Origin of the sequence: Bradyrhizobium sp. ORS 111, from assembly GCF_045571485.1 — a bacterium.
Classification (GTDB): domain Bacteria; phylum Pseudomonadota; class Alphaproteobacteria; order Rhizobiales; family Xanthobacteraceae; genus Bradyrhizobium.
The window spans coordinates 6,215,373-6,235,761 of record NZ_CP120701.1 but is presented as its reverse complement, the minus strand read 5'-3'; the positions used below and the strand labels follow the sequence as shown (position 1 = coordinate 6,235,761).

Here is a 20,389-nt window from a genome sequence, read left to right as displayed (position 1 = left end):
TCGCTTGCCACGTCCACATTTGTGCTCGTTTTCGCCGGTTGCACTGATGGTGCAAATCGGCGACGCTGCGCCATGGACCTGCCTGCCGGCCGCATTTTCGATCGATCCAGCATGACATCCCTTTTCGCGCGGCTGATTGCTATCGCGATCGCCTGTTGGCCTGCACTCGCCGCGGCCGGTCCGGTCTACGATGTCGATCTGTACGCGTTGATGTCCGGCACCTGCCGCAACGTCAACATTGCCGGACGCAGCTACACCTGCAAGGCGGTGGCTTATTTCCACACCCTGCGCGGCCGTTCCGAATTCGTCGTCGTGCTCGACGATCCCACGGACAAGAGCCATATCGTCTCGTTCTCCGGCGAGAGCGCGGCGCGGACGCAGGACAATCTGTTCGAGCTCGCGGTCGATCGCATGCTGCTGAAGTCGAGCGACCGGCCGCGGGTCGACGGCTTGCCGGTGCCGCTGGTGGAAATGTCGACCGGCTCGTGCCGCCAGGTCGGAAGCTTCGTCACGCGACAGGTCTCCAGCATCACCTGCGCCGCCACCGACCGCGGCGGCAAGAGATACGAGCTGAGCTTCGAATCCGACGGCTCGCCGATGACGCTGCGCCGGTTGCGACAGTCGTCGCTGCCGAGCGAGCGGCAGCGCGCGCGCCAGATCGCGCAGCTCGAGTGCCGCCTCAAGGCTCGCGCAGCCGGGGTCCTGCCGCGCGATACCACCGCCTTCATCATCCGCTGCCTCGGCGAGGACGACGGCAAGCCGGCCGGCGATCAGCAATAATGAGCTCGGCCACGCTTCGGCGATCCTCGAGGCAGTGTTGCCCGCGGTGTACGGCGTCACGCTTTGAACTTTAGCCGTTCGCCTGTTGACTAACTCGGGCAGTTGTGAAGAAACGGTCCGAGCAGCAAGGGGAATTCGATGCGCCTGAAACTCTATGCGATTGCCGTCTGTGGGGTTTGTCTTGCCGGCCCCGCCTTCGCACAGGCTTACGATCCGAACTATCCGGTGTGCATGCACGTCTATGGCGGACGGTTGACCGCCGACTACATCGATTGCAGTTTCACATCGATCCCGCAGTGCCAGGCGACGGCGTCGGGGCGATCGGCGATGTGCTCGGAGAACCCGTTTTACGCGCCGCCGGCGCCGCCAAAGCGACGGGCACGCCGCGGACACCATCCCCTTCATTAGCGCAGCACCGTCGAGCAAGTGCAGCGAACGGTCGCAGTCAGACCGGCGCGGTCAGCGCGTCATATGTGAAGAGCCAATCGTAGCGTTCGCGGACCCGGTCGGGCTGCCATTCGCGCGAGACATAAGCGTCGGCGCCTCGGGCGTCTGCGAGCGCCGGATTGTGAAAGCGCTTGGCGTTCTCGGCCGATTTCACCACGATCGTGTTCGTCCGCGTCAGCCGCGCGGCTTGATAACGCTGCAGCGCCTCGGTGGGCGGAAAGCGTTCAAGGCAGCGCGCCAGCACCATGCCATCCTCGATCGCCATGTTGGCGCCCTGGGCCAGGAAGGGAAGCGTCGGATGTGCGGCATCGCCGATGACGCAGGCGCGCCCCGCGACAAAGCGATCGAGCGGATCGCGTCCCAGCAGCGCCCATTTGTAGGGCACATCGAGGTTTTCGATGATGGCGTGGATTTCCGCGTTCCATCCGGCGAAGGCCGCGCGACAGGCCTCGCGCGTGCCGCGTTCGGTCCACGATTCGACCGACCAACTCGCGCCTTCGAAGATACCGACGAAGTTCAGAATTTCGCCGCGGCGCACCGGATAGGTGATGACATGGCCGCCGGGGCCGACCCAATTGGTACCAACGTCGCGCCGCTGGCTCGCCGGCAGCCGCGCCATCGGCACCAGGCCGCGCCAAGCCGCCACGCCCGAAAAGAACGGCTTTGCATCGCCGCCGATCTGCCGGCGGACTTCGGAATGCACGCCGTCGGCGCCGACCACGATATCGCCGTGACGCCGCTCGCCATTCGCAAGCCGAAGCCAGATGCCGTCGCCATCCTCGTCAAAGCCGGCGCAGCGACGGTCGAGATGCAGCCGGCCCGGTGCCTGCGCGTTGAACGCTTCGACCAGCACGCGATGCAAATCGCCGCGATGCAACATCCAGTAGGGCGCACCATAGATCGCGCGCGAGGAGGCGCCGAGGTCGAATAGCTTCCAGGTCCGCCCGGTGCTGAACAGCCTGATCTCCTTGCCCGAAGCCTCGCAGGCAATCGCCTGCATCTCCTGCTCGAGGCCGAGCGCGATCAGGACGCGGGTGCCGTTGGCGCTGAGCTGGACTCCGGCGCCGAGCTCGCGCAGCTCGGACGCCTGCTCGAAGATCTCGACCTCGATGCCACGCTGCAGCAGCGACAATCCCGCCACCAGCCCGCCGATTCCGGCACCGGCGATCAGAACCTTCGGCGGCTTGCGCGGTGCACTCACGCGAAAGGCCCGCCGCTACCTGCGCGTGATCAGGAAGTCGTCGGTGAATTCGCCGCGCGATACCTTGACCGGGATTTCACCCTCGCTGCCGATCTCGAGGATCTCCGAGCCGGACTTGTTGTTCCGCGGCGCCAGCAATTCGATCCGCTCGGCGATCCGCTCTGCCTGCCAGCTCGTCAGCTTCCAGGCGAAGCGGCCCCCGAGGGCGCGCATTCCGAATTCATCGTCGGCGGGCACCAGAACCAGTTCGTCTCGCGAGACGGCCCCGGGAATCCGCTCCGCCACGGTGACGGCTTGCGGGTCCTCGGCAAATCCACGCAACAGCCTTGCCAGTGCGGCGAGGTCGGTGCCTTCGCCGAGGAACAGGAACAGCGGATGGAAGTCGCTCGGCATGTATTCAAATCGCAGCATGTTCGCTGGTCCAAACGTCGGAACTACTGGTTGAGCACCTTGAAGATGTCCTGGGCGTGGCACAGCTCGACCGTGCCGACCTCGTCGGGCCGGGCAGGGGATTGCAGGCACCGGACCTGCAACCACTCGCCGTCGCCCATGTTCTCGATCACCTCGGCGATGACGCCCTCCTGCAATTTCAGGTGTGTCCCCACCTTGATCGTCCTGACATCCATCATTGCGCGGCGGCCTTGCTCAGAAGAACGTGGTCAGATTCTTGGCCATCAGGATGTTCTGTTCAAGTAATATCTCGCGCCTTGCGATCTTCCAACCGGCATCGGTCAGGCGAAGGGTGTCGTTGCGGCGGCCGACGAAGGTGTAGGTCTCGTACTCGACGCGGTTTTGATACACGAGAAAGCGGCTGGTGACGTCAAGCTCGCGCGCTGCGTCGAGATCCGGTCGTGCGCCTTTGATCTGCACATTGCTGACCATATGCGTGATCCGCGACAGCGGCTCTTCGGCGTAGTGCACGCCGGTCAGGATCTGCTCGACCCGCTTGGTCAGCGTCCACTTGTCCTCGTCGAACCAGCTCATGCCTTCGCCGCGCCTGGTGTTCTCGCGTGCGGCCTGCTGGCCGAACTTCACGTTGCGCCGGATCGGCATGAAATAGCTGATGTCCTCGGCCAGGAGATCGAGCCAGTCGCGAAAGCGCCGGTCGTCGATCAGGTCGGCCTCATGGTAGTAGAAATCCTCAACATCGGCTTTCAGCCGGTAGTAGGCCGCGGAGCGTTCGATCGCCGCGTTGGATGCCGGGGCGGCCGGCTGCGCGTCCTGAACAGTCGTTGTCATTGGCATCTCCTCATCAGGCATGGCGCGTCGTCAGAGCGCCGGCTTGGACGGCACCGGTCCGCCCTGCTGCGCAAAGCAGCCGACGTCGATCACGGTCCCAGACAGCGTCTCGGCTTCCGACGACAGCAGGAAGGCGACGACGTTGGCGATGTCATCGCCGGTGGCGGTGCGGCCTGCGGCCGTGCCCGGTGCGCCCTTGCCGAAGCGGTTCGCATCGCCGCCGACGCGGCCGAGGCTCATTCCGCTGACGATGCCGCCGCCTCCGGGGATGACTGTGTTCACGCGGATCCGCTGATGGAAGAAATCGTAGGCCATCGCCGCGCTCAGCGCCACGACGCCGCCCTTGCTCGCGCTGTAGACCGCCATGTTCGGCTTGCCCCAGCCGGCGCCGGATCCGATGTTGACGATCGAGCCGCCGCCTTGCGCGATCATATGCGGGATCGCGGCGCGGCTCGTCAGGTATGGGCCCTTGAGATTGACGGCGATGATGCGATCGAACAGCGCCTCATCGGTATCGAGCACCGTTCCGAGCGGACCGATCGCGGCATTGTTGACGACGCCGTCGATGCGGCCGAAGCGCGCCAGCGCCCGCTCGATCACGCGAGCGACGTCGTCCGCATCAGACACATCAGCTTCCATGAGTTCGGCGGAGAGGCCCTCGCGGTCAAGTTCCTCGCGTAGCCCGGGAATGGCGTTCTGCGCGGTGCTCGAGACCTGCGGCGCCTCGAGGCCGAATGCCACGACCGAATGGCCGCGCCTCGCTAGGCCGAGCGTGATCGCGCGGCCAATGCCGAAAGTGCCCCCGCTGACGAGAATGATTTTTCCCGATGCGGTCATTCTGCGGCCCGCCTGCTGTAGCTCGCGGGCGACCCGAGCAATTCGTTCCAGTCGCCGCCTTGCATGTAAGTGGTCCAGCGACGATAGAAGCCGCGCGCGATCTGTTCGGTGACTTGAGTGCTGACCTCGCCGCCCAGCGGGTGGTCGGTGACGTAGGCCCCCATGGATTGCTGATAGTTGAAGGGATGGCGCCGTGCGATCGTCCCGGTGCTGGCGGCGGTCGCATAGAGCCAGTTCTCCATGTCGTCCTGCTCGGTCATGCCGGCCGGACCGGAGTAGCGCATGTAGTAGTGACGCAGATAATCCTTGGCTTCCTGCGGGGCATCCTTGTCGACCAGGAAGAAGCGCCAGCCTTCGGTCGAGGTCGGGCTGTGCGGATGCCAGGCGCAAAGTCCGCGCGGCTGCCGGCCATGGTAGGAGGTGTTGGGGAAGATCGTGCCGACGAAAGGCAATAGGCGCGCCTGTTCGCCGAGCCGTCGCTTGCGCTCTTCGAAGCAGTGCCGGAAATATTGTTCGAGGATCGGATTGTCGAGGAAGGACTCGACGTATTCATTGGCCTCCGGCTGAATGGCGCTGTGCACGCCGTGCCCGCCCGGGAAACTGATCCAAACGTGTTGTGCCTTCTCCAGCTCGTCGTCGCGGCGGCCTTTCTTGCCGGCGGCCGCGCTCGGCCCGATGCCGATCAGGTCGACCGAGCGGTGGCTCGGATTGTGGTAGGTGTCGCCTAAGAAATTTTCGGCGGCGAATTTCCAGTTGGCAGGGAACACCCATTTGTGGACGCCGATCACCTCCGAGCCGCCTTCGCGGCCGTCGCGGCAGTCGAGCGCCTGGTCGAGATGGATCTTGGCGTCGCCCAGATAGGTGAGGAAGTCGGGCGCGTCCTTGTCCCATGTCGCCCAGATCGAGCCCTTGTAGTTGCAGAGCTTCGCCACCGAGACCAGTGAGTTGGCCTCGCGGTCGAGCACGCCGTCATAGAGTGTCCGGTGCAGCGGAACACCCTGCAGCTTGCCGTCCGTCGTATACGTCCAGCTATGGTATGGGCAGGTGAACAACGACGTGTTGCCCTGCTCGTAGCGGCACACTTTCATGCCGCGGTGCCGGCACGAGTTGAGGAAGACGTGGATCTCGCCTTTCTTATCGCGACAGAGGATGACGGATTCCTCGCCCATGCGTGACGTGTAGAAGTCGCCGGGATTCGGGACCAGGCTCTCGTGACCGACCAGGAGCCAGGCTCGGGTGAAGACCTTGTCGAGCTCCTGCCGGTAGATATCGGCGTCCACGAAGATCTCGCGGCTGATGAAGCCGTTCTTGACGTCAACAAGCTTCTCGAAATCGTTCCGCAAGGACATCGGCTCCTCCTTATGTTGCATTGGGCGACGGCGCGTCGTGGCGGATGAGGTTGGGTTCCTAGTTGCTGAGCTTGCAGCCGCCCGCGTTCTCGGGACGGAATGCGTTGCTGCCGGGAATGACCGAGATCTTCTGGTAGTAGTCCCAGGGATGCTTGCTCTCGTCCGGCTTCTTCACGCGATAGAGCGAGAGGTCGTAGATGACGCGGCCGTCATTGCGGACATGCGCGGGGCGACCGAAGAAATCGACCGGCAGCTTGCGCATTTCGGCATTGACAGCTTTCGCCTCGTCGGTGCCGCCGGCCTCGATCGCCTTCAGATAATGACGTACGGCGGCATAGGTCGCCGCTTGCAATTTGGTGGGCTCACGCTTTTCGATCGCAAAGAACCGCTTGGCAAACGCGCGGGTGCCGTCGTCGTCATCCCAATAGTATTGGGATGCGACGTACATGCCCTGTGCGTCCTTTAGTCCGATCGAATGGACGTCGGAAATGAAAGTCAGCATACCGACGATGGTCTGCCCGCCCTGTTGCAGGCCGAACTCGTGGGTCTGTTTCACTGCATTGACGGTGTCCGCGCCGGTACCGGCCAGCGCCACGACCTTGGCGCTTGAGTTCTGCGCCGCGAGCAGGAAGGACGAGAAGTCGGTGGTGTTGAAGGGATATCGCACCGCGCCCAGCACCTTACCGCCCGCATCGGTGACCGCTCGCGAGGCGTCTTTCACCATCGCAGTGCCGAACGAATAGTCGACCGCGACAAAGAACCAATCCTTGCCGACGCGGTGGCTGAGTTCACCGACGAGACCGGCCGACAGCGCGTAGGTATCGTCCGCCCAGTGCGTGACGACGGGCGAGCATTTGTCGCCGGTCAGTTCCGATGTCGCAGCGCCCGATACCAGCGCCGTCCGGTTGCTCTGCGTCGCAAGCCCGGCGACGGCGAGACCGACGGAACTCACCGCAAGGTCGGTGACGGCGTCGACATGGTCGACGTCGAACCATTGCCGCGCGATCCCGACCGCGACATCCGGTTTGTTCTGATGATCGGCCGAGATGATTTCGATCGGCTTGCCCAGAACCTTGCTGTGAAAATCCTCCGCCGCAAGCTTTGCGGCGGTCACCGAGCCCGGGCCGCCGAGATCGCGGCCGCTGCCATAGTCACCCAATACCGCAATGCGCACCACGCCGTCCGAGATGCCCGAGCCATCGGGCGCGGCATGTGCCAGCGGCGTCGAAAGCAGCCATGTGGCGATCGTTAATGCCGCCCAAGCCGGGGGCCGTCGATGCGGACGAACTGTCTGAAGCAATTTCGGTCCTCCCCAAAAATGTGTGTCCATCTGATGGACATCATTCTCATATTCTGTGATACTATCGGCGACGGCAAATCGGTCAAGCCGCGCGGCGCGCAGTGCGCCCCTGCCGGAATCGCGGATGTGATGGATGACAAAGAGACCCAAGGCGGAGACCCGGGACGCGGAGCAGGGGGCGTCAGGCGTGCGGGCGGTGGACCGTGCGATCGCGATCCTGCAATGCTTCACGCCCGATCAGCCGGCGCTGAGTGTGCTCGAGATCCAGAAGCGCGTCGGGCTGAGCCGGCCGACGCTGTACCGTCTGTTGCAGACGCTGGCGCAACGCGACCTCATCCAGGCCGAAGGCGAGCCGCAGCGCTTCCGCCTCGCCCATGGCGTGATGAAGCTCTCGCATGTCTGGCTAAAGGGACTTGATATCGTGGCAACCGCGCGCCCGATCGTCGAAGGCTTGCGCGAGGCGACCGGCGAGACCGCCGCGCTGTTCCGGGTGCAGGAGGATCGCGGCATCTGCATTCTCGAATGCGAGAGCCGTCACGTGCTCTCGATCAGCCGCGGCGTCGGCGATAGCCTGAGTCTGACGCAGGGGTCGACGGGCAAGGCCATGCTGGCCTTCATGGAGCCGGAACGGCAGGCGGAGCTTCTCTCCACCATCAGGAAGAGCGTCGAGCGCACCGAACTCGAGGAAGCTCTGAAATTCGCGCGGCGACACGGCTATGCGATGAGCCACAGCGAGATCTTCGCCGGTGCCGTTGCGGTGTCCGCGCCGTGCTTCGATCACCGCGGCAGCGTCGTCGGCTCGATCGGTCTTTACGGGCCGAGCGCGCGCATCGACGAACAGAAACTGCTCGACTATTCAAAGCTGGTGCGCGAGGCGGGACGGCAGATTTCCGCCTTGCTGGGATTTCAGGACGGCCAGCCGGCCGCAACGAAACGCGCGCGCCCTGATTGATGCCGATCCCGCTCGGCAGCCCGGTGCTCGGCGGCTGGGTGCGCTGTCTGGAAGTTGCTATCGTCGGTCCAATCGCGATGGTTGATGGGACCGCGAAAGCCGAATTGGAGGCCACCATGCCGTATCTTGTTGCTGGCGATCGTCCCACTGAAAGCGCAGGCCGCAGGTTTCGTGCCTTGCTGCGCGAGCAGGGCATCTTACGGCTGCCGGGCACGCATAATGGCATGGCCGCGCTGCAGGCGAAGGCTGCCGGATTCAAGGCGGTCTATCTGTCGGGCGCGGCGATGACGGCGTCGATGGGCTTGCCTGACCTCGGCATCATCACCGTCGACGACGTCGCATTCTTCGTGCGCCAAGTCGCGCGAGCATCGGGCCTGCCGGTCCTGGTCGACGGCGACACCGGCTATGGCGAGGCGCTCAACGTGATGCACATGGTGCGCGTGTTCGAGGAGGCGGGCGCCGGCGCAGTGCATCTGGAGGACCAACTTCTTCCGAAGAAGTGCGGACATTTGAACGACAAGAAGCTCGCCGATGCCCACGACATGGCGGCCAAGGTCGCGGCCGCGGCAAAGGCGCGCCGCGATCTCGTGGTGGTCGCCCGCACCGATGCGGCCGCAAGCGAGGGCATCGATGGCGCGGTGGCGCGCGCCAAGCTCTACATGGAAGCCGGCGCCGACGCGATCTTTCCCGAGGCGCTCGATAGCGCCGAGATGTTCCGCGCCTTCGCGGAGCGGATGCTGGGTACGCCGCTGCTCGCCAACATGACCGAGTTCGGCAGGACACCATTCTTCACCGCTGCCGAGTTCGAGGCGATGGGCTACGCGATGGTGATCTGGCCGGTGTCCGCGCTGCGGGTCGCCAACAAGGCGCAGGAGCAGCTCTATGCCGCGATCGCGCGCGACGGCGGCACGCAGAACATGATCGACAAGATGCAGACCCGCGCCGAGCTCTACGCGACCATCGGGCTGTCCGATTACGAGGCGCTGGATGCCTCGATCGTCGCCACTGTCCTGCCCGAAGCCATGCCGCAGCGCTGATTCTTTACCTCTCCCCAGCGGGGAGAGGTCGATTTGCGCGTGGCGATGCGGAGCATCGTCCAGTGCAAATCGGGTGAGGGGACTCGGCTCCATGCGAGAGCGCAACCCCTTGTATCTGCACGGCCATGATTTGTGCGATGGAAGCGACTTGCGCTTTGGCCGGTGGCCACCGGCCAAAGCGCGTGGCGATGTCGCCCGTTTGCCCCTCCGGCTACAACCGTGGGTGAGCTCTGGGATCTTCGCCATGTCACGCACGACCGAACAGTCGCTTGAGTTCCGATCGCATGGACAAGGCAGGTTACCGTGAAGAAGACGATTTGTGGAGTGGACGTTTCGAAGGCCAGGCTCGATGCCTGTATCGAACCCGGACAACGGTTTGCGAGCTTCGATAATGATGCCGCAGGCATTGCCAAGCTGGCCGCGTTCTGTCGCGAGCACGCCGTCACGTTGGCGGTGATGGAGGCCAGTGGCGGTTACGAGCGAGGGGTGTTCGTCGGGCTCTGGGAGGAGGGGATCAGTTGCGCGCTGACCAATCCCCGCAGCGTCCGGCGCTATGCCGAGGCGATGGGCATTCTGGAGAAGACCGACCGGATCGATTCCTCGGTGATTGCCCGCTTCGCCCATGCCAAGAACTTGGCAGCGACCCCGCTGCCAAGCGAAGCCCAGCAGCGGCTGAAGGCCCTGGTGACAAGGCTCAGACAGGTCACCGACGATCTGACCGTCCAGAAGCAGCGCCGCGCCAGCATGTTCGACAACGGCGAGATGCGTGCGAGCATTGACGAGGTGATCGTCCTGCTGAAGCGCCAATCCCTCTCGCTCGAAGGGGAGATCGCTTCGATGATCGATGACGACCCGCTGTGGGCAAAGCTCGCCGAGACCTGGCGCGAGATGAAGGGCGTTGCCGGACGGACCGTCGCCCGCCTCCATGCCGAGCTGCCGGAGATCGGCACGGTGTCCAACAAGGCCATTGCCAAGCTTGCCGGTCTCGCCCCGATCGCCAATGACAGTGGCAAGCGCAAGGGTAAGCGACCCACCCGCGGCGGCCGCGCCGGCGTCCGCTCCATCCTCTTCCTCGTCGCGGCCATCGCCGCCCGCTACGACAACAGCCTCGGCGAGTTCCGCGACCGGCTGCTCAAGGCTGGCAAGGAGAAAATGGTCGTGCGCATTGCGCTCGCCCGCAAGCTCCTGGTCCGCCTCAACGCCAAAGCACGCGATGCGCGTGCCGCTTATCCCAATGCAACTTGACAATCCAGATAGTCGCTCACCCGCGCCGTCGGCGCGACCTCTCCCAATGGGAGAGGTGAATCCCCTGCCGCACTGATTGCTCTCGTCTCATCATGCTTTAGGCCGGCGTGCCCATCGCATAGGGTTTCAGCACCGCATAGAGGAAGTCGTGCGTCGGCGTCGCTACGTCGAGCTTGCGGCCGAGCTCGACGACCTTGCCGTTCAGCCAGGGCAATTCGAGCCGGTTGCCGCGCTCGAGATCGAGCGCCATCGACGCCTTCATCGCCGGCGGCGCATGGCCGATGAAGTCGAGCGCCTTCTCGAGTGCGTCGGGAGGCAGCTTGATGCCGTGGGCGCGGCCGACGGCGATGGTTTCCCGGCAGGTCGACACGAACAGCTGGCGCAGATCGGGATCGTCGCGCAGTCTGCCGATCGGTTGCCTTGTGACGGCCGTCATGCCGGCGTTGCTGGTGAGCAGGATGAACTTCATCCAGAGCTCGGTGATGATCTCTTCGCTCAGCGTCGCATCGAAGCCGGCCTTCAGGCAGAGCTCCAGAAACGCCTTGCCGCGCGGCGTGATGCTGCCGTCGAGCTCGCCGAAGATCATGCGCATGAAGGTGCCGACCTGATTGATCACGCCGGGCTTGATGATCGACGCGCTGATCTGCGCGACGCCGCCCATCACCGCCTTCCGCCCGAGGATCGGGATCAGCCGCTCCGGCGCGTCGATCCCATTCTGCAGCGGGATGACCGCTGTCTCGGGACCGACCATCGGCTTGATATGCTCGCCGGCGCTTTCAACGTCCCACAGCTTGACGCAGAACAGCACGACATCGACGGGCCCGACGCTGGCGGGATCGTCGGTCGCCCGCGTCGGCACCAGGTGAGTTTCACCGCGGCCGCCCTGGACCTTCAGCCCTTCGCTCCGCATGGCCGCGAGATGGGCGCCGCGCGCGATGAAGGTGACGTCGGCTCCGGCATGGGCGAGCGCCGCGCCAAAGCCACCCCCGACGCCGCCGGCGCCAACGACTGCAATCCGCATGATCTGTCTCCTACTGGTCCGCTTCGGTGGCGGACCGATAGCCTCGACGATATCGGGCCAATTCTCAACCCGCTTGTCCTGAGAACCGCGCCGACCCAGCGGCAACGGCCGTCTAAGCCACCTTCCTGCGTTGAACTTGCCGGCCTGAATCGCTAAGCCATGCTGCGGAGTTCGGGAGGCAACGTGGTGGAGAAGACAGGGCCGACGGCGGTCGCGCTTGACAACGCGACGGTGGCGTTTCGGTTGGCGGGTGGACGGGTCTATACCGCGGTCGAGAAGGCAAACCTTGCAGTGGCACATGGCGAGTTCGTCGCCATTGTCGGGCCGACCGGGTGCGGGAAATCGACGCTGCTGAACGTCGCGGCCGGTCTGTTGCGGCCGGCGTCGGGTACCGCGCGAATCTTCGACAAGCCGCTTGCCGGCCTGAACCGCGACGCCGGCTACCTGTTTCAGGCCGATGCGCTGTTCCCCTGGAAGACCGCAATCGACAACGTCGCGATCGGGCTCGAGATCAGGGGCACGCCGCGCACCGAAGCGCTGACGCGTGCGCAGACATGGCTTGAGTCGGTCGGCCTCGGCGCCTTCGCGGGACGCTATCCGCACATGCTGTCCGGCGGCCAGCGCAAGCGGGTCGGCCTCGCGCAGGTCCTGATCCGCGATCCGAAGATTCTTTTGATGGACGAACCGTTCGGTCCGCTCGACGCGCAGACCCGGCAGATCATGGGCAATCTGCTGTTGGAACTGTGGAACGCCGATCGCAAGGCGGTGCTGTTCGTCACCCACGATCTCGAGGAAGCGATCGCGCTGGCCGACCGCGTCGTGATCATGTCGGCCGGCCCTTCGGCCCGGATCATCGGCGACTGGCGCATCGCGCTGCCACGGCCGCGCGACATTTCAGAGATCCGCATGGAGAAGGATTTTCACGCCCTGCACCGGGAGATCTGGAGCGTGCTGAAGGACGAGGTAATGAAGGGTTACGTGCAGTCCTCGCAGGCGGGAGCCGCCTGATGTCGCGCCTGACGTTGTTGGCGCTGCAGGTGCTGGTCGCCGTTGTCGTGCTGGTGCTGTGGCAGCTCTTCTCGACCGTGCCGGTATTCGGCAAGATTCTGCTGCCGCCGTTCTTCTTCTCCAACCCGGTCGACGTGTTCAGCCAGATCGTCAAATGGTTCTCGACCGGTGTGATCTGGAAGCATCTCGCAATCACCTTGTGGGAATCGATCCTCGCCTTCGTGATCGGCTCGGCCGGTGGCATCGTGGTCGGCTTCTGGTTCGCGCGGCAGCCGCGCACCGCCGCGGTGTTCGATCCCTATGTGAAGATGGTCAACGCGCTGCCGCGCGTAGTGCTGGCGCCGATCTTCGCGTTGTGGTTCGGGCTCGGCGTCTGGTCCAAGGTCGCGCTCGGCGTGACGCTGGTGTTCTTCATCGTGTTCTTCAACGTCTATCAGGGCGTCAAGGAAGTCTCGACCACCGTGCTCGACAATGCCCGCATGCTCGGCATGAACGAGCGGCAGTTGATGCGGCATGTCTATTGGCCCTCGGCGCTGTCCTGGATGTTCTCCTCCCTGCACACCTCGGTCGGCTTTGCCGTGGTCGGCGCCGTCGTCGGCGAATATCTCGGTGCCGCGGCCGGCCTCGGCTATCTGATCCAGCAGGCCGAAGGCGTGTTCGACGTCGCGGGCGTGTTCGCCGGCATGTTCGTGCTGTCGGCGTTCGTCATCCTGATCGACATGGGCGTGACCGTCGTCGAGAAGCGGCTGCTGGTCTGGCGGCCGACCGTCGGGAGCGCCAGGCAGTAGGTTAATCGGCGTTGCGGGCGGAGCGATGCAATCTATCGCCGGCAATACCGGATCACGCGGGTTCGTGCGTCGGCGCCGCGTCCATCAGCTTCCGGATCTTGTCCGCAACCTCGGGCTCGATCGGGTTGTAGACCACCATGCTGAGATCGGATCGGCCGTCGACCGCGAACGCCGAATATTCGAACCTGATCTCGCCGAGGATCGGATGCTGGAGCTGCTTGACGCCTTCGCCACGGTGGCGGACCTCGTTGTCGCGCCACAGCGCGGCGAACTCCGGGCTCAGCCGGCACAGCTCGTCGACGAACGGCTGCACCGCCGCTGCAGCGCCCGCGCGTGCCGCATCCACCCTGAACGCTCCGACCACGAAGCGCGCCACGCTCTCCCAGTCGTGCTGCGCGGCGCGGACGCGCGGGTCGAGGAACATGAAGCGCAGTATGTTGCGCTCGCGCGGCGGCAGCGATCCGTAGTCCGTCAGCATCACGGTCGCGGCCCTGTTCCAGCCGACGATGTCCCATGTCGCGGTCCTGACGACGGCGGGAAGCGGCTCCAGCGCGTCGAGCACGCGTTGCAGCCGCGGCGTCACGCCTTCGCTTTTCTGGTACCGCACCTCGGGCGCGCGGCCGAGGCCGAGCAGGAACAGATGCTCGCGTTCGACCTCGGTCAGCATCAGCGCACGCGCGATGCGGTCGAGCACGTCGGCCGAGGGCGCGCCGCCGCGGCCTTGCTCCAGCCAGGTGTACCAGGTGGCGCTGATATTGGCGCGCTGCGCCACCTCCTCACGGCGCAGGCCCGGCGTGCGGCGCCGCTCCGGAGGAAATCCGAACGTCGCCGGGTCGAGCTTGCTGCGGCGGTCCTTCAGATAGGTCCCGAGCAGGTTCTCTTGCGTGAGGGGCTCGCTCATCCTGTTAGCTATTATACCATGATACGATCACTACTTTACCAGAATAGCTCGCATGGGGAGATTTGTCTCCAGTGAAACCTGGAGACTTTGCTCATGCGCGTGTTTGTCACTGGAGCCACCGGCTGGGTCGGCTCGGCCGTCACCAAAGAGCTGATCGCCGCCGGCCATCAGGTGCTCGGCATGACCCGCTCGGAGGCTGGCGCGGACGCCCTGGTTGCAGCCGGCGCCGAACCGCATCGCGGGACGCTGGAGGATCTGGAGAGCCTCCAGCGCGGCGCGGCGCAGTCGGATGCGGTGATCCATTGCGCCTTCAACCACGACTTTTCGCGGTTCGCCCAGAATTGCGCGGACGACCGCCGCGCCATCGAGACGCTCGGCGCCGTGCTCGAAGGCTCGAAGCGTCCGCTGATCACGACGTCCGGCGTCGCACGGGTGGCGCAGGGCCGTGTCGCGACCGAGGACGATCCGCCGACTCCGGTCTCCGAATCCTATCCGCGCGCCTCCGAAGCGACCACGGCGGCGGTCGCTGCGCGCGGCGTGCCCGCCACTGCGGTCCGGCTGCCGCCCTCGGTGCATGGCCATGGCGATCACGGCTTCGTGCCGCGCCTGATCGCCATTGCGCGCGAGACCGGCGTTTCCGCCTATATCGGCGAGGGGCTCAACCGCTGGCCGGGCGTGCACCGGCTCGATGCGGCGCGGGTCTACCGGCTCGTGCTCGAGCGCGGCACTGAAGGTGGTCCGTTCCATGCCGTGGCCGACGAGGGCGTGCCGTTCAAGGAGATCGCCGCGGTGATCGCGCGGCGGCTCGACGTGCCGCTGGTGTCGAAACCACCTGAGCATTTCGGCTGGTTCGGCCGGTTCGCGAGCTTCGACGTGCCGACCTCGAGCGCGCGGACCAGGTCGCGGCTCGACTGGCAGCCGCGAGAGCCCGGGCTGATCGCTGATATCGACCATCCCGCTTATTTCGCGCAGTAACGGAGAGCGGGCCATGACAGACGCCATGATGTCGCTCGCCGGCAAACGGGTGATCGTAATCGGAGGATCGTCGGGGATCGGCTTCGCCGTCGCCGCGCTGGCGCAGGAGCGGGGCGCGGAGGTGGTGATCGCCTCCAGCAACGCGGCCAATGTCGATGCGGCGGTCGCGCGGCTGCCGGGATCGTCGGGCTTCACCCTCGATGTCCGCGACGAAGCCATGGTGTCGCGCTTCTTCGATCAGGTCGGCCGCTTCGATCACCTCGCGATCACGGCCGGCGACTGGAGCACCACGAGGATTGCCGCGACCCGCGATCTCGATCTGGTCGCCGCGCGCGATGGCATGGCGGTCCGCTTCTGGGGCTCACTCGCTGCGGTCAAGCACGGCAGCAGCGTGATCGCTCCCGACGGCTCGATCACGCTGACCAGCGGCATGCTGGCGCATCGCCCGAGACAGCGGATGCCATTCGTGACCGCGTCCGCCGCGGCGATGGAGGGCCTCGCCCGCGGCCTCGCTGTCGATCTCGCGCCGGTGCGCGTCAATGCGGTGTGCCCGGGGCTCATTCTCACCGAGCCCGTCAAACGGATGCCGGAGGAGATGGTGCGCGGCTATGTGCAGGGCTTGCCATTGCCGCGCGCCGCATCGCCGAACGAGGCCGCCACCGCCTATCTCTATTTGATGCTGAACGGCTACGTCACCGGGCAGACGCTTGCGGTGGATGGCGGTGGCCTGCTGGTGTGATGTACTCCGCCGTCAACGACGGCGAGTAGGGTGGGCAAAGCGCAAGCGTGCCCACCATCGCGAGTAGGGCTTGGATGGTGGGCACGGCGCTTCGCGCCTTTGCCCACCCTACGAGCCGCAACGAGCTGTTTGTCATTCCGGGGCGCGCGGAGCGCGAACCCGGAATCTCGAGATTCCGGGTCTGGTCCTTCGGACCATCCCGGAACGACGACCAAGAGGTCCTCAATCCAACAGCTTGACGTCGTCGGGCGCCTGCGGCGGCGTCTTGATCGCGATCGCCTTGATCGGGCGGCCCTGCGGCTTGTTGCCGCCCTGTGGGGTGCCGTTCGGGATCACGACGAGGTCGCCCGGCTTCACCGTGACTTCCTTGTCGCCGAGCCAGATCGTGCCGGTGCCTTCGAGGACATATTGGATCTCGTTGGTGTTGGGATGCATGTGCTTCGGCACGTTGCCGTCCTGGATCGAGACGGTGGCGCCGTCAGCGGAGACGAACATCTTGGAGCGGAAGCCGACCTTGTTGGCGGCGCCGAGCTGATCACCTTCCATCTCGCCGGTGTGGATGATCTGCGCGGTGATCACATTGGCGGCGAGCGCCGGCCACAGCAGATGCGAGACGCCGCAACCGGCGGCGAAGCCGGCGACAAGCGAGACTGTCGTGGCAATGCGATTCATCAAAAGCCTCCCAAAGGTTCTTGTTGTGAAGCAAATGCTATGCCTGCCTGCGCAGGCTTGACCAGTTAAAGCATGATCCGGAAAAGTGTGTGGCGGTTTTTCTTCGCGACAAGCGCGGAACGCGCTTGCGCAGAGATCATGCTCAAACAAAACGCCAAAGCGCGATGAGATCGGGACCAATCTCATCGCGCTTTAGCGGAAAGTCGCCTTCTCAAGCCAGCCGCGCTGCACTATCTTGCCGCCAAATTTCGAGTGGAGGACGTCATGAGGACGATGTTTGGCAAGGTCGCGGGTGTGTTGCTGGCGCTCGTGATGAGCACGGGCCTTGCCGCTGCGCAAAGCAAGATCACCATCGCGGTCGGCGGCGGCGCCTGCCTGTGCTATCTGCCGACGGTGCTCGCCAAGCAACTCGGCGAATATGACAAGGCGGGGCTTTCGGTCGAACTGGTCGATCTCAAGGGCGGCTCGGATGCGCTGAAAGCGGTGCTCGGCGGCAGCGCCGATGTCGTCTCCGGCTATTTCGACCATTGCGTCAACCTCGCGGCCAAGAAGCAGGAGCTGCAGGCCTTCGTGGTCTATGACCGCTATCCCGGCCTCGTGCTGGTGGTCTCGCCGAAGCACACCGGCGAAATCAATTCGATCAAGGATCTCGCCGGCAAGAAGGTCGGCGTTAGCGCGCCGGGCTCCTCGACCGATTTCTTCCTGAAGTACATGCTGAAGAAGAATGGCCTCGACCCGATGGGCACGTCGGTGATCGGTGTCGGCCTCGGCGCCACCGCGGTGGCCGCGATGGAGCAGGGCCAGATCGATGCCGCCGTGATGCTCGATCCTTCCGTCACCGTGCTGCAGGGCAGCCATCCCGACCTCAAGATCCTGAGCGACACCCGCACGCAGCACGACACGCTCGCGGTGTTCGGCGGCGAATATCCGGGCGGTGCGCTCTATTCGACCGCGGTCTGGGTGAACGGCCACGAGAAGGAGGCGCAGGCGCTGACCAACGCCATCATGGCGACGCTGTCCTGGATCCATTCGCATTCGGCCGAGGAGATCATGGCCAAGATGCCGGACGAGATCGTCGGCAAGAACAAGGATCTCTATCTCGCCGCGCTGAAGAACACGATCCCGATGTATTCGGAAACCGGCAAGATGGATCCGAAGGGCGCGGAGGCGGTGCTTGCGGTATTCAGCGTGGGTTCGCCCGACGTGGCAAAGGCCGGCGTCGACGTGACCAAGACCTACACCAACAAATTTGTCGAGCAGGTCAAGAAAACGACAGGAATGAACGCGAAGTAGGGAGCTTGGTCAGGAACCGGGGAGCTGCTGTCGCACAAGGCGTGTAGCGGCTTTCCGGCGGGACCATGCTGCCAAGGGAATCAGGGTGCGGTGAACGACATGCAGTCTCCGGTCATTCATCGCGTCACCACGCTCGACCTGACGTTGCGGAATCGACCCTGGCCGTTCGCCGACGCGCGGCGCGCCGAGATCGACGCGCATTTCGCCGCCCAGCAGCGCGCGAAGCCGAGCCTGTGGAACGGCCGCGTGCTGCTCGGCCGCGACCCCGTGTTTGCGGGCGGGCGTCTCAGCGCCAATTACTTCGAGACAGATTTCGCGAGCTTCCTCGCCTGGCGCGACTGGGGTTTCCCCGACGGGGAGATCTTCAACGGCTTCGGCATGGGCGCGCTGCTGGCGAGCGACGGCGCCTTCGTGCTCGGCGAGATGGGCCAGCACACCGCCAATCCCGGGCGGATCTACTTTCCGTCCGGTACGCCGGACCTCAACGACATCAAGCAGGACAGCGTCGACATCGCCGGCAGCGTGATGCGGGAGCTCGAGGAGGAGACCGGCCTTTCCGCCGCAGACTGCCGTGCGGATGCGGACTGGTACTGCGTCTACACCGGGCCAGCGCTTGCGATGGTCCGCATCCTGCGCGTCGACATGTCCGGCGAGGCGTTGCGCCATCGGCTTGAGGCCAATCTGGCGCGGCAGCACGATCCGGAGCTCGTCGCGATCCACCTGGTGCGCAGCCGCGCCGATCTCGGCGCCGCGATGCCGCGCTTCGTCACGGCTTTCATCGAAGCACAGCTTGCGGCCTAGCGCCGCGCGCCTGCAACCAAGTGCTAGAGGAACTGCGCCGCGCTGACGCGGCCATGGCGCTTGACATCATCGCGTGGTCCCCGTGTGATAGGTGAAACAAAAACGCGGTGCACAATCTCCAGGAGGGATTCATGCGGGTCATGAAGGCGCCACGCAGGCCGCCGGCGGCGTCGTACGCCGGTGCCACGTTGCGGATGCGGCGCGCGACCGCGCTGCGGCCGGCCGGCATGACCTCTCATCAGACCTAGACCGCAGTTCGAAAGGGACCGCCGTGCTCGCCGTCGAAGGTCTCGTCAAGCGGTTTGGCGGCTTTCGCGCCGTCAACAACGTGTCGTTCCGCGTCGAGCGGGGCGAGATCCTCGGCCTGATCGGCCCGAACGGCTCGGGCAAGAGCACGATCTTCAACATGCTGTCGGGCACCCTGCCGCCGACCGCAGGCTCGATCCTGTTCGACGGCCGCGAGATCGCAGGGCTCGCTCCGCATCGGATCATCGTCAGCGGCGTCGGCCGCACCTTCCAGATCCCGCGACCATTTCACCGGCTCAGCATTTTCGAGAACGTGGCGCTCGCGGGCTTCTACGGCCAGGGCCGCCACAGCCGCGCCCGGGCGGAGGAGGCGGCCGAACGCGCGCTCGCGATGGTCGGCCTGCCGACCGACCGCCATGCCCGCGTCGAGGGCCTGGGCGCCGCCGGGTTGAAGAAGCTTGAACTGGCGAAAGCGCTCGCTACCGGGCCGAAGCTGCTGCTCGCCGACGAAAGCCTCGGCGGCCTCGACGAAGCCGAGATGGACCAGGCCGCCGACATGCTGCGCCGGATCCGCGACGAGCTCGGCATCACCATCATCTGGGTCGAGCACATCATGGGCGTCCTGATGCGCGTCGTCGATCGCGTGATGGTGCTCGATCACGGCGAGAAGATCGCCGAAGGCCTGCCGGCCGATGTCGCAGGCAATGCCAGGGTGATCGAGGTCTATCTCGGCACCGATGCCGATGCGAGCCTTGCGGCGGCTGCGGCCGCGCAGGCGCGCCGCCGGATCGAGGCGTGACCGGCATGCTCGAGCTCAGATCGATCGACGCGGGCTATGGCAGCTTCCAGGCGCTGTTCGACGTCAGTCTCGACGTCAAGGCGGGCGAAGCGGTCGGCGTGATCGGCCCGAACGGCGCCGGCAAGACGACGCTGATGCGCGTGATCTCAGGTTTGATTCGCCCCGTCAGGGGCCGCATCACGATGCAGGGCACCGACGTCGTGGCGACGCCTCCGCATCGCATCGTCAGCCTCGGCATAGCCCATGTGCCGGAGAACCGCCGGCTGTTCCCGCGGCTCAGCGTCGCCGACAATCTGAAGATGGGCGCCTATATGCCCGGCGCACGCGCCCATTACGCCGAGCGGCTCGACTTCGTGTTCGAGCTGTTCCCGCGCATGAAGGAGCGCCGCCACCAGATGGCCGGAACCATGTCCGGCGGCGAGCAGCAGATGTGCGCGATCGGCCGCGCTCTGATGTCGAACCCGAAGCTGCTGCTGCTCGACGAGCCCTCCGCAGGCCTCGCGCCGGTCGTGGTGCAACAGGTGTTCGAGCTGGTGAGACGGATCCGCGCCAGCGGGCTCACGGTGCTGATCGTCGAACAGAACGTGCAGCAGGTGCTGCGCGTGGTCGACCGCGCCTACCTGCTGGAGGCCGGCACGATCCGTGTCGCTGGCACGTCGGCGGAACTCGCGGCGAGCGACACCATCAAGCAGGCGTATCTGGGAGTGTGACGGTGATGAAAGCAGATCGCGCAGCCGCGCTCACACACTTCCCCGTCAT

At 65.2% G+C, this 20,389-nt stretch carries 23 protein-coding genes; 13 read left to right on the top strand and 10 right to left on the bottom strand.

Annotated features, from left to right (window positions below):
• Window positions 1-111 precede the first annotated feature (111 nt).
• Together P6U30_RS28705 and P6U30_RS28700 are read left to right on the top strand one after the other, a co-directional pair.
• Window positions 112-780, top strand: coding sequence for a hypothetical protein (locus P6U30_RS28705; protein WP_407166184.1), 669 nt, complete (start codon window positions 112-114; stop codon window positions 778-780).
• 138 nt (window positions 781-918) lie between these two features.
• Window positions 919-1,188 carry a DUF3551 domain-containing protein gene (locus P6U30_RS28700; protein ID WP_407166183.1) on the top strand — a complete coding sequence of 90 codons (270 nt, stop codon included), beginning with the start codon at window positions 919-921 and terminating at the stop codon, window positions 1,186-1,188.
• 37 nt (window positions 1,189-1,225) lie between these two features.
• On the opposite strand, the gene P6U30_RS28695 is transcribed toward P6U30_RS28700, so the two are convergent.
• From P6U30_RS28695 to P6U30_RS28665, 7 genes are read right to left on the bottom strand one after another with little or no spacing between them, the layout of a single operon-like run.
• Window positions 1,226-2,428, bottom strand: a complete 1,203-nt coding sequence (locus tag P6U30_RS28695) for an FAD-dependent monooxygenase (RefSeq protein ID WP_407166182.1) — start codon at window positions 2,426-2,428, stop codon at window positions 1,226-1,228.
• 15 nt (window positions 2,429-2,443) lie between these two features.
• Window positions 2,444-2,839 carry a hypothetical protein gene (locus P6U30_RS28690; RefSeq protein WP_407166181.1) on the bottom strand — a complete coding sequence of 132 codons (396 nt, stop codon included), beginning with the start codon at window positions 2,837-2,839 and terminating at the stop codon, window positions 2,444-2,446.
• 23 nt (window positions 2,840-2,862) lie between these two features.
• Complete coding sequence (locus P6U30_RS28685; RefSeq protein ID WP_407166180.1) at window positions 2,863-3,057, bottom strand: hypothetical protein; 195 nt, start codon at window positions 3,055-3,057, stop codon at window positions 2,863-2,865.
• Window positions 3,058-3,073: 16 nt separating this feature from the next.
• Complete coding sequence (locus P6U30_RS28680) at window positions 3,074-3,667, bottom strand: 3-phenylpropionate/cinnamic acid dioxygenase subunit beta (protein ID WP_407147893.1); 594 nt, start codon at window positions 3,665-3,667, stop codon at window positions 3,074-3,076.
• 30 nt (window positions 3,668-3,697) lie between these two features.
• A complete protein-coding gene (locus P6U30_RS28675; protein ID WP_407166179.1) occupies window positions 3,698-4,504 on the bottom strand; it encodes an SDR family NAD(P)-dependent oxidoreductase in 807 nt (268 codons plus the stop codon).
• Window positions 4,501-5,853: an aromatic ring-hydroxylating oxygenase subunit alpha gene (locus P6U30_RS28670; protein WP_407166178.1), complete on the bottom strand. Its 1,353-nt coding sequence runs from the start codon at window positions 5,851-5,853 to the stop codon at window positions 4,501-4,503. Before P6U30_RS28670 ends, P6U30_RS28675 begins: the two co-directional genes overlap by 4 nt.
• Before the next feature lie 58 nt (window positions 5,854-5,911).
• A complete protein-coding gene (locus P6U30_RS28665) occupies window positions 5,912-7,153 on the bottom strand; it encodes an ABC transporter substrate-binding protein (RefSeq protein ID WP_407166177.1) in 1,242 nt (413 codons plus the stop codon).
• Between the two features lie 133 nt (window positions 7,154-7,286).
• Here P6U30_RS28665 and P6U30_RS28660 point away from each other — a divergent pair, with 133 nt between their 5' ends.
• The 3 genes from P6U30_RS28660 (at window position 7,287) to P6U30_RS28650 (ending at window position 10,387) form a co-directional block, all read left to right on the top strand.
• On the top strand, window positions 7,287-8,105 hold the full coding sequence (locus P6U30_RS28660; protein WP_407166176.1) for an IclR family transcriptional regulator: 819 nt from the start codon (window positions 7,287-7,289) through the stop codon (window positions 8,103-8,105).
• Window positions 8,106-8,221: 116 nt separating this feature from the next.
• Window positions 8,222-9,142: a methylisocitrate lyase gene (prpB, locus tag P6U30_RS28655; protein ID WP_407166175.1), complete on the top strand. Its 921-nt coding sequence runs from the start codon at window positions 8,222-8,224 to the stop codon at window positions 9,140-9,142.
• Window positions 9,143-9,445: 303 nt separating this feature from the next.
• Window positions 9,446-10,387, top strand: coding sequence for an IS110 family transposase (locus tag P6U30_RS28650; RefSeq protein ID WP_407166174.1), 942 nt, complete (start codon window positions 9,446-9,448; stop codon window positions 10,385-10,387).
• A 97-nt stretch (window positions 10,388-10,484) separates the two neighbouring features.
• Here P6U30_RS28650 and P6U30_RS28645 read toward each other — a convergent pair whose 3' ends face one another.
• Window positions 10,485-11,408, bottom strand: a complete 924-nt coding sequence (locus tag P6U30_RS28645) for a 2-dehydropantoate 2-reductase (RefSeq protein WP_407166173.1) — start codon at window positions 11,406-11,408, stop codon at window positions 10,485-10,487.
• Window positions 11,409-11,594: 186 nt separating this feature from the next.
• On the opposite strand from P6U30_RS28645, the gene P6U30_RS28640 reads away from it, so the two are divergent.
• Together P6U30_RS28640 and P6U30_RS28635 are read left to right on the top strand one after the other, a co-directional pair.
• Window positions 11,595-12,416, top strand: coding sequence for an ABC transporter ATP-binding protein (locus tag P6U30_RS28640; protein WP_407170556.1), 822 nt, complete (start codon window positions 11,595-11,597; stop codon window positions 12,414-12,416).
• Window positions 12,416-13,204, top strand: a complete 789-nt coding sequence (locus tag P6U30_RS28635; protein ID WP_407166172.1) for an ABC transporter permease — start codon at window positions 12,416-12,418, stop codon at window positions 13,202-13,204. The genes P6U30_RS28640 and P6U30_RS28635 overlap by 1 nt, the downstream gene beginning before the upstream one ends.
• 52 nt (window positions 13,205-13,256) lie before the next feature.
• Here P6U30_RS28635 and P6U30_RS28630 read toward each other — a convergent pair whose 3' ends face one another.
• Window positions 13,257-14,105, bottom strand: a complete 849-nt coding sequence (locus P6U30_RS28630; protein WP_407166171.1) for a helix-turn-helix transcriptional regulator — start codon at window positions 14,103-14,105, stop codon at window positions 13,257-13,259.
• Window positions 14,106-14,198: 93 nt separating this feature from the next.
• Between P6U30_RS28630 and P6U30_RS28625 the strand changes: the two genes are divergently transcribed.
• Window positions 14,199-15,080: an SDR family oxidoreductase gene (locus P6U30_RS28625; protein ID WP_407166170.1), complete on the top strand. Its 882-nt coding sequence runs from the start codon at window positions 14,199-14,201 to the stop codon at window positions 15,078-15,080.
• A gap of 13 nt (window positions 15,081-15,093) precedes the next feature.
• Window positions 15,094-15,819 (top strand): SDR family oxidoreductase, encoded by a 726-nt coding sequence (locus tag P6U30_RS28620; protein WP_407166169.1) that lies wholly within the window; start codon window positions 15,094-15,096, stop codon window positions 15,817-15,819.
• A gap of 222 nt (window positions 15,820-16,041) precedes the next feature.
• On the opposite strand, the gene P6U30_RS28615 is transcribed toward P6U30_RS28620, so the two are convergent.
• Window positions 16,042-16,491, bottom strand: a complete 450-nt coding sequence (locus P6U30_RS28615; protein ID WP_407166168.1) for a cupin domain-containing protein — start codon at window positions 16,489-16,491, stop codon at window positions 16,042-16,044.
• A 264-nt stretch (window positions 16,492-16,755) separates the two neighbouring features.
• Here P6U30_RS28615 and P6U30_RS28610 point away from each other — a divergent pair, with 264 nt between their 5' ends.
• The 4 genes from P6U30_RS28610 to P6U30_RS28595 all read left to right on the top strand — a co-directional run bounded on the left by P6U30_RS28610 (window position 16,756) and on the right by P6U30_RS28595 (window position 20,340).
• On the top strand, window positions 16,756-17,784 hold the full coding sequence (locus tag P6U30_RS28610; RefSeq protein WP_407166167.1) for an ABC transporter substrate-binding protein: 1,029 nt from the start codon (window positions 16,756-16,758) through the stop codon (window positions 17,782-17,784).
• Window positions 17,785-17,883: 99 nt separating this feature from the next.
• A complete protein-coding gene (locus P6U30_RS28605) occupies window positions 17,884-18,585 on the top strand; it encodes an NUDIX hydrolase (protein WP_407166166.1) in 702 nt (233 codons plus the stop codon).
• 271 nt (window positions 18,586-18,856) lie between these two features.
• The gene (locus P6U30_RS28600; protein WP_407166165.1) at window positions 18,857-19,630 is read left to right on the top strand and encodes an ABC transporter ATP-binding protein; all 774 of its coding nucleotides are present in this window, start codon (window positions 18,857-18,859) and stop codon (window positions 19,628-19,630) included.
• Window positions 19,631-19,635: 5 nt separating this feature from the next.
• Window positions 19,636-20,340 carry an ABC transporter ATP-binding protein gene (locus P6U30_RS28595; RefSeq protein ID WP_407166164.1) on the top strand — a complete coding sequence of 235 codons (705 nt, stop codon included), beginning with the start codon at window positions 19,636-19,638 and terminating at the stop codon, window positions 20,338-20,340.
• The last annotated feature ends 49 nt before the right edge of the window (window positions 20,341-20,389 follow it).

Excerpts from the sequence above, each read along its gene's own strand:
- P6U30_RS28705 (WP_407166184.1), top strand. The coding sequence starts at position 112 with ATGACATCCCTTTTCGCGCGGCTGATTGCTATCGCGATCGCCTGTTGG.
- P6U30_RS28700 (WP_407166183.1), top strand. The coding sequence starts at position 919 with ATGCGCCTGAAACTCTATGCGATTGCCGTCTGTGGGGTTTGTCTTGCC.
- P6U30_RS28690 (WP_407166181.1), bottom strand. The coding sequence starts at position 2,839 with ATGCTGCGATTTGAATACATGCCGAGCGACTTCCATCCGCTGTTCCTG.
- P6U30_RS28685 (WP_407166180.1), bottom strand. The coding sequence starts at position 3,057 with ATGATGGATGTCAGGACGATCAAGGTGGGGACACACCTGAAATTGCAG.
- P6U30_RS28680 (WP_407147893.1), bottom strand. The coding sequence starts at position 3,667 with ATGACAACGACTGTTCAGGACGCGCAGCCGGCCGCCCCGGCATCCAAC.
- P6U30_RS28675 (WP_407166179.1), bottom strand. The coding sequence starts at position 4,504 with ATGACCGCATCGGGAAAAATCATTCTCGTCAGCGGGGGCACTTTCGGC.
- P6U30_RS28670 (WP_407166178.1), bottom strand. The coding sequence starts at position 5,853 with ATGTCCTTGCGGAACGATTTCGAGAAGCTTGTTGACGTCAAGAACGGC.
- P6U30_RS28660 (WP_407166176.1), top strand. The coding sequence starts at position 7,287 with ATGACAAAGAGACCCAAGGCGGAGACCCGGGACGCGGAGCAGGGGGCG.
- prpB (WP_407166175.1), top strand. The coding sequence starts at position 8,222 with ATGCCGTATCTTGTTGCTGGCGATCGTCCCACTGAAAGCGCAGGCCGC.
- P6U30_RS28645 (WP_407166173.1), bottom strand. The coding sequence starts at position 11,408 with ATGCGGATTGCAGTCGTTGGCGCCGGCGGCGTCGGGGGTGGCTTTGGC.
- P6U30_RS28635 (WP_407166172.1), top strand. The coding sequence starts at position 12,416 with ATGTCGCGCCTGACGTTGTTGGCGCTGCAGGTGCTGGTCGCCGTTGTC.
- P6U30_RS28630 (WP_407166171.1), bottom strand. The coding sequence starts at position 14,105 with ATGAGCGAGCCCCTCACGCAAGAGAACCTGCTCGGGACCTATCTGAAG.
- P6U30_RS28625 (WP_407166170.1), top strand. The coding sequence starts at position 14,199 with ATGCGCGTGTTTGTCACTGGAGCCACCGGCTGGGTCGGCTCGGCCGTC.
- P6U30_RS28620 (WP_407166169.1), top strand. The coding sequence starts at position 15,094 with ATGACAGACGCCATGATGTCGCTCGCCGGCAAACGGGTGATCGTAATC.
- P6U30_RS28615 (WP_407166168.1), bottom strand. The coding sequence starts at position 16,491 with ATGAATCGCATTGCCACGACAGTCTCGCTTGTCGCCGGCTTCGCCGCC.
- P6U30_RS28610 (WP_407166167.1), top strand. The coding sequence starts at position 16,756 with ATGAGGACGATGTTTGGCAAGGTCGCGGGTGTGTTGCTGGCGCTCGTG.
- P6U30_RS28605 (WP_407166166.1), top strand. The coding sequence starts at position 17,884 with ATGCAGTCTCCGGTCATTCATCGCGTCACCACGCTCGACCTGACGTTG.
- P6U30_RS28595 (WP_407166164.1), top strand. The coding sequence starts at position 19,636 with ATGCTCGAGCTCAGATCGATCGACGCGGGCTATGGCAGCTTCCAGGCG.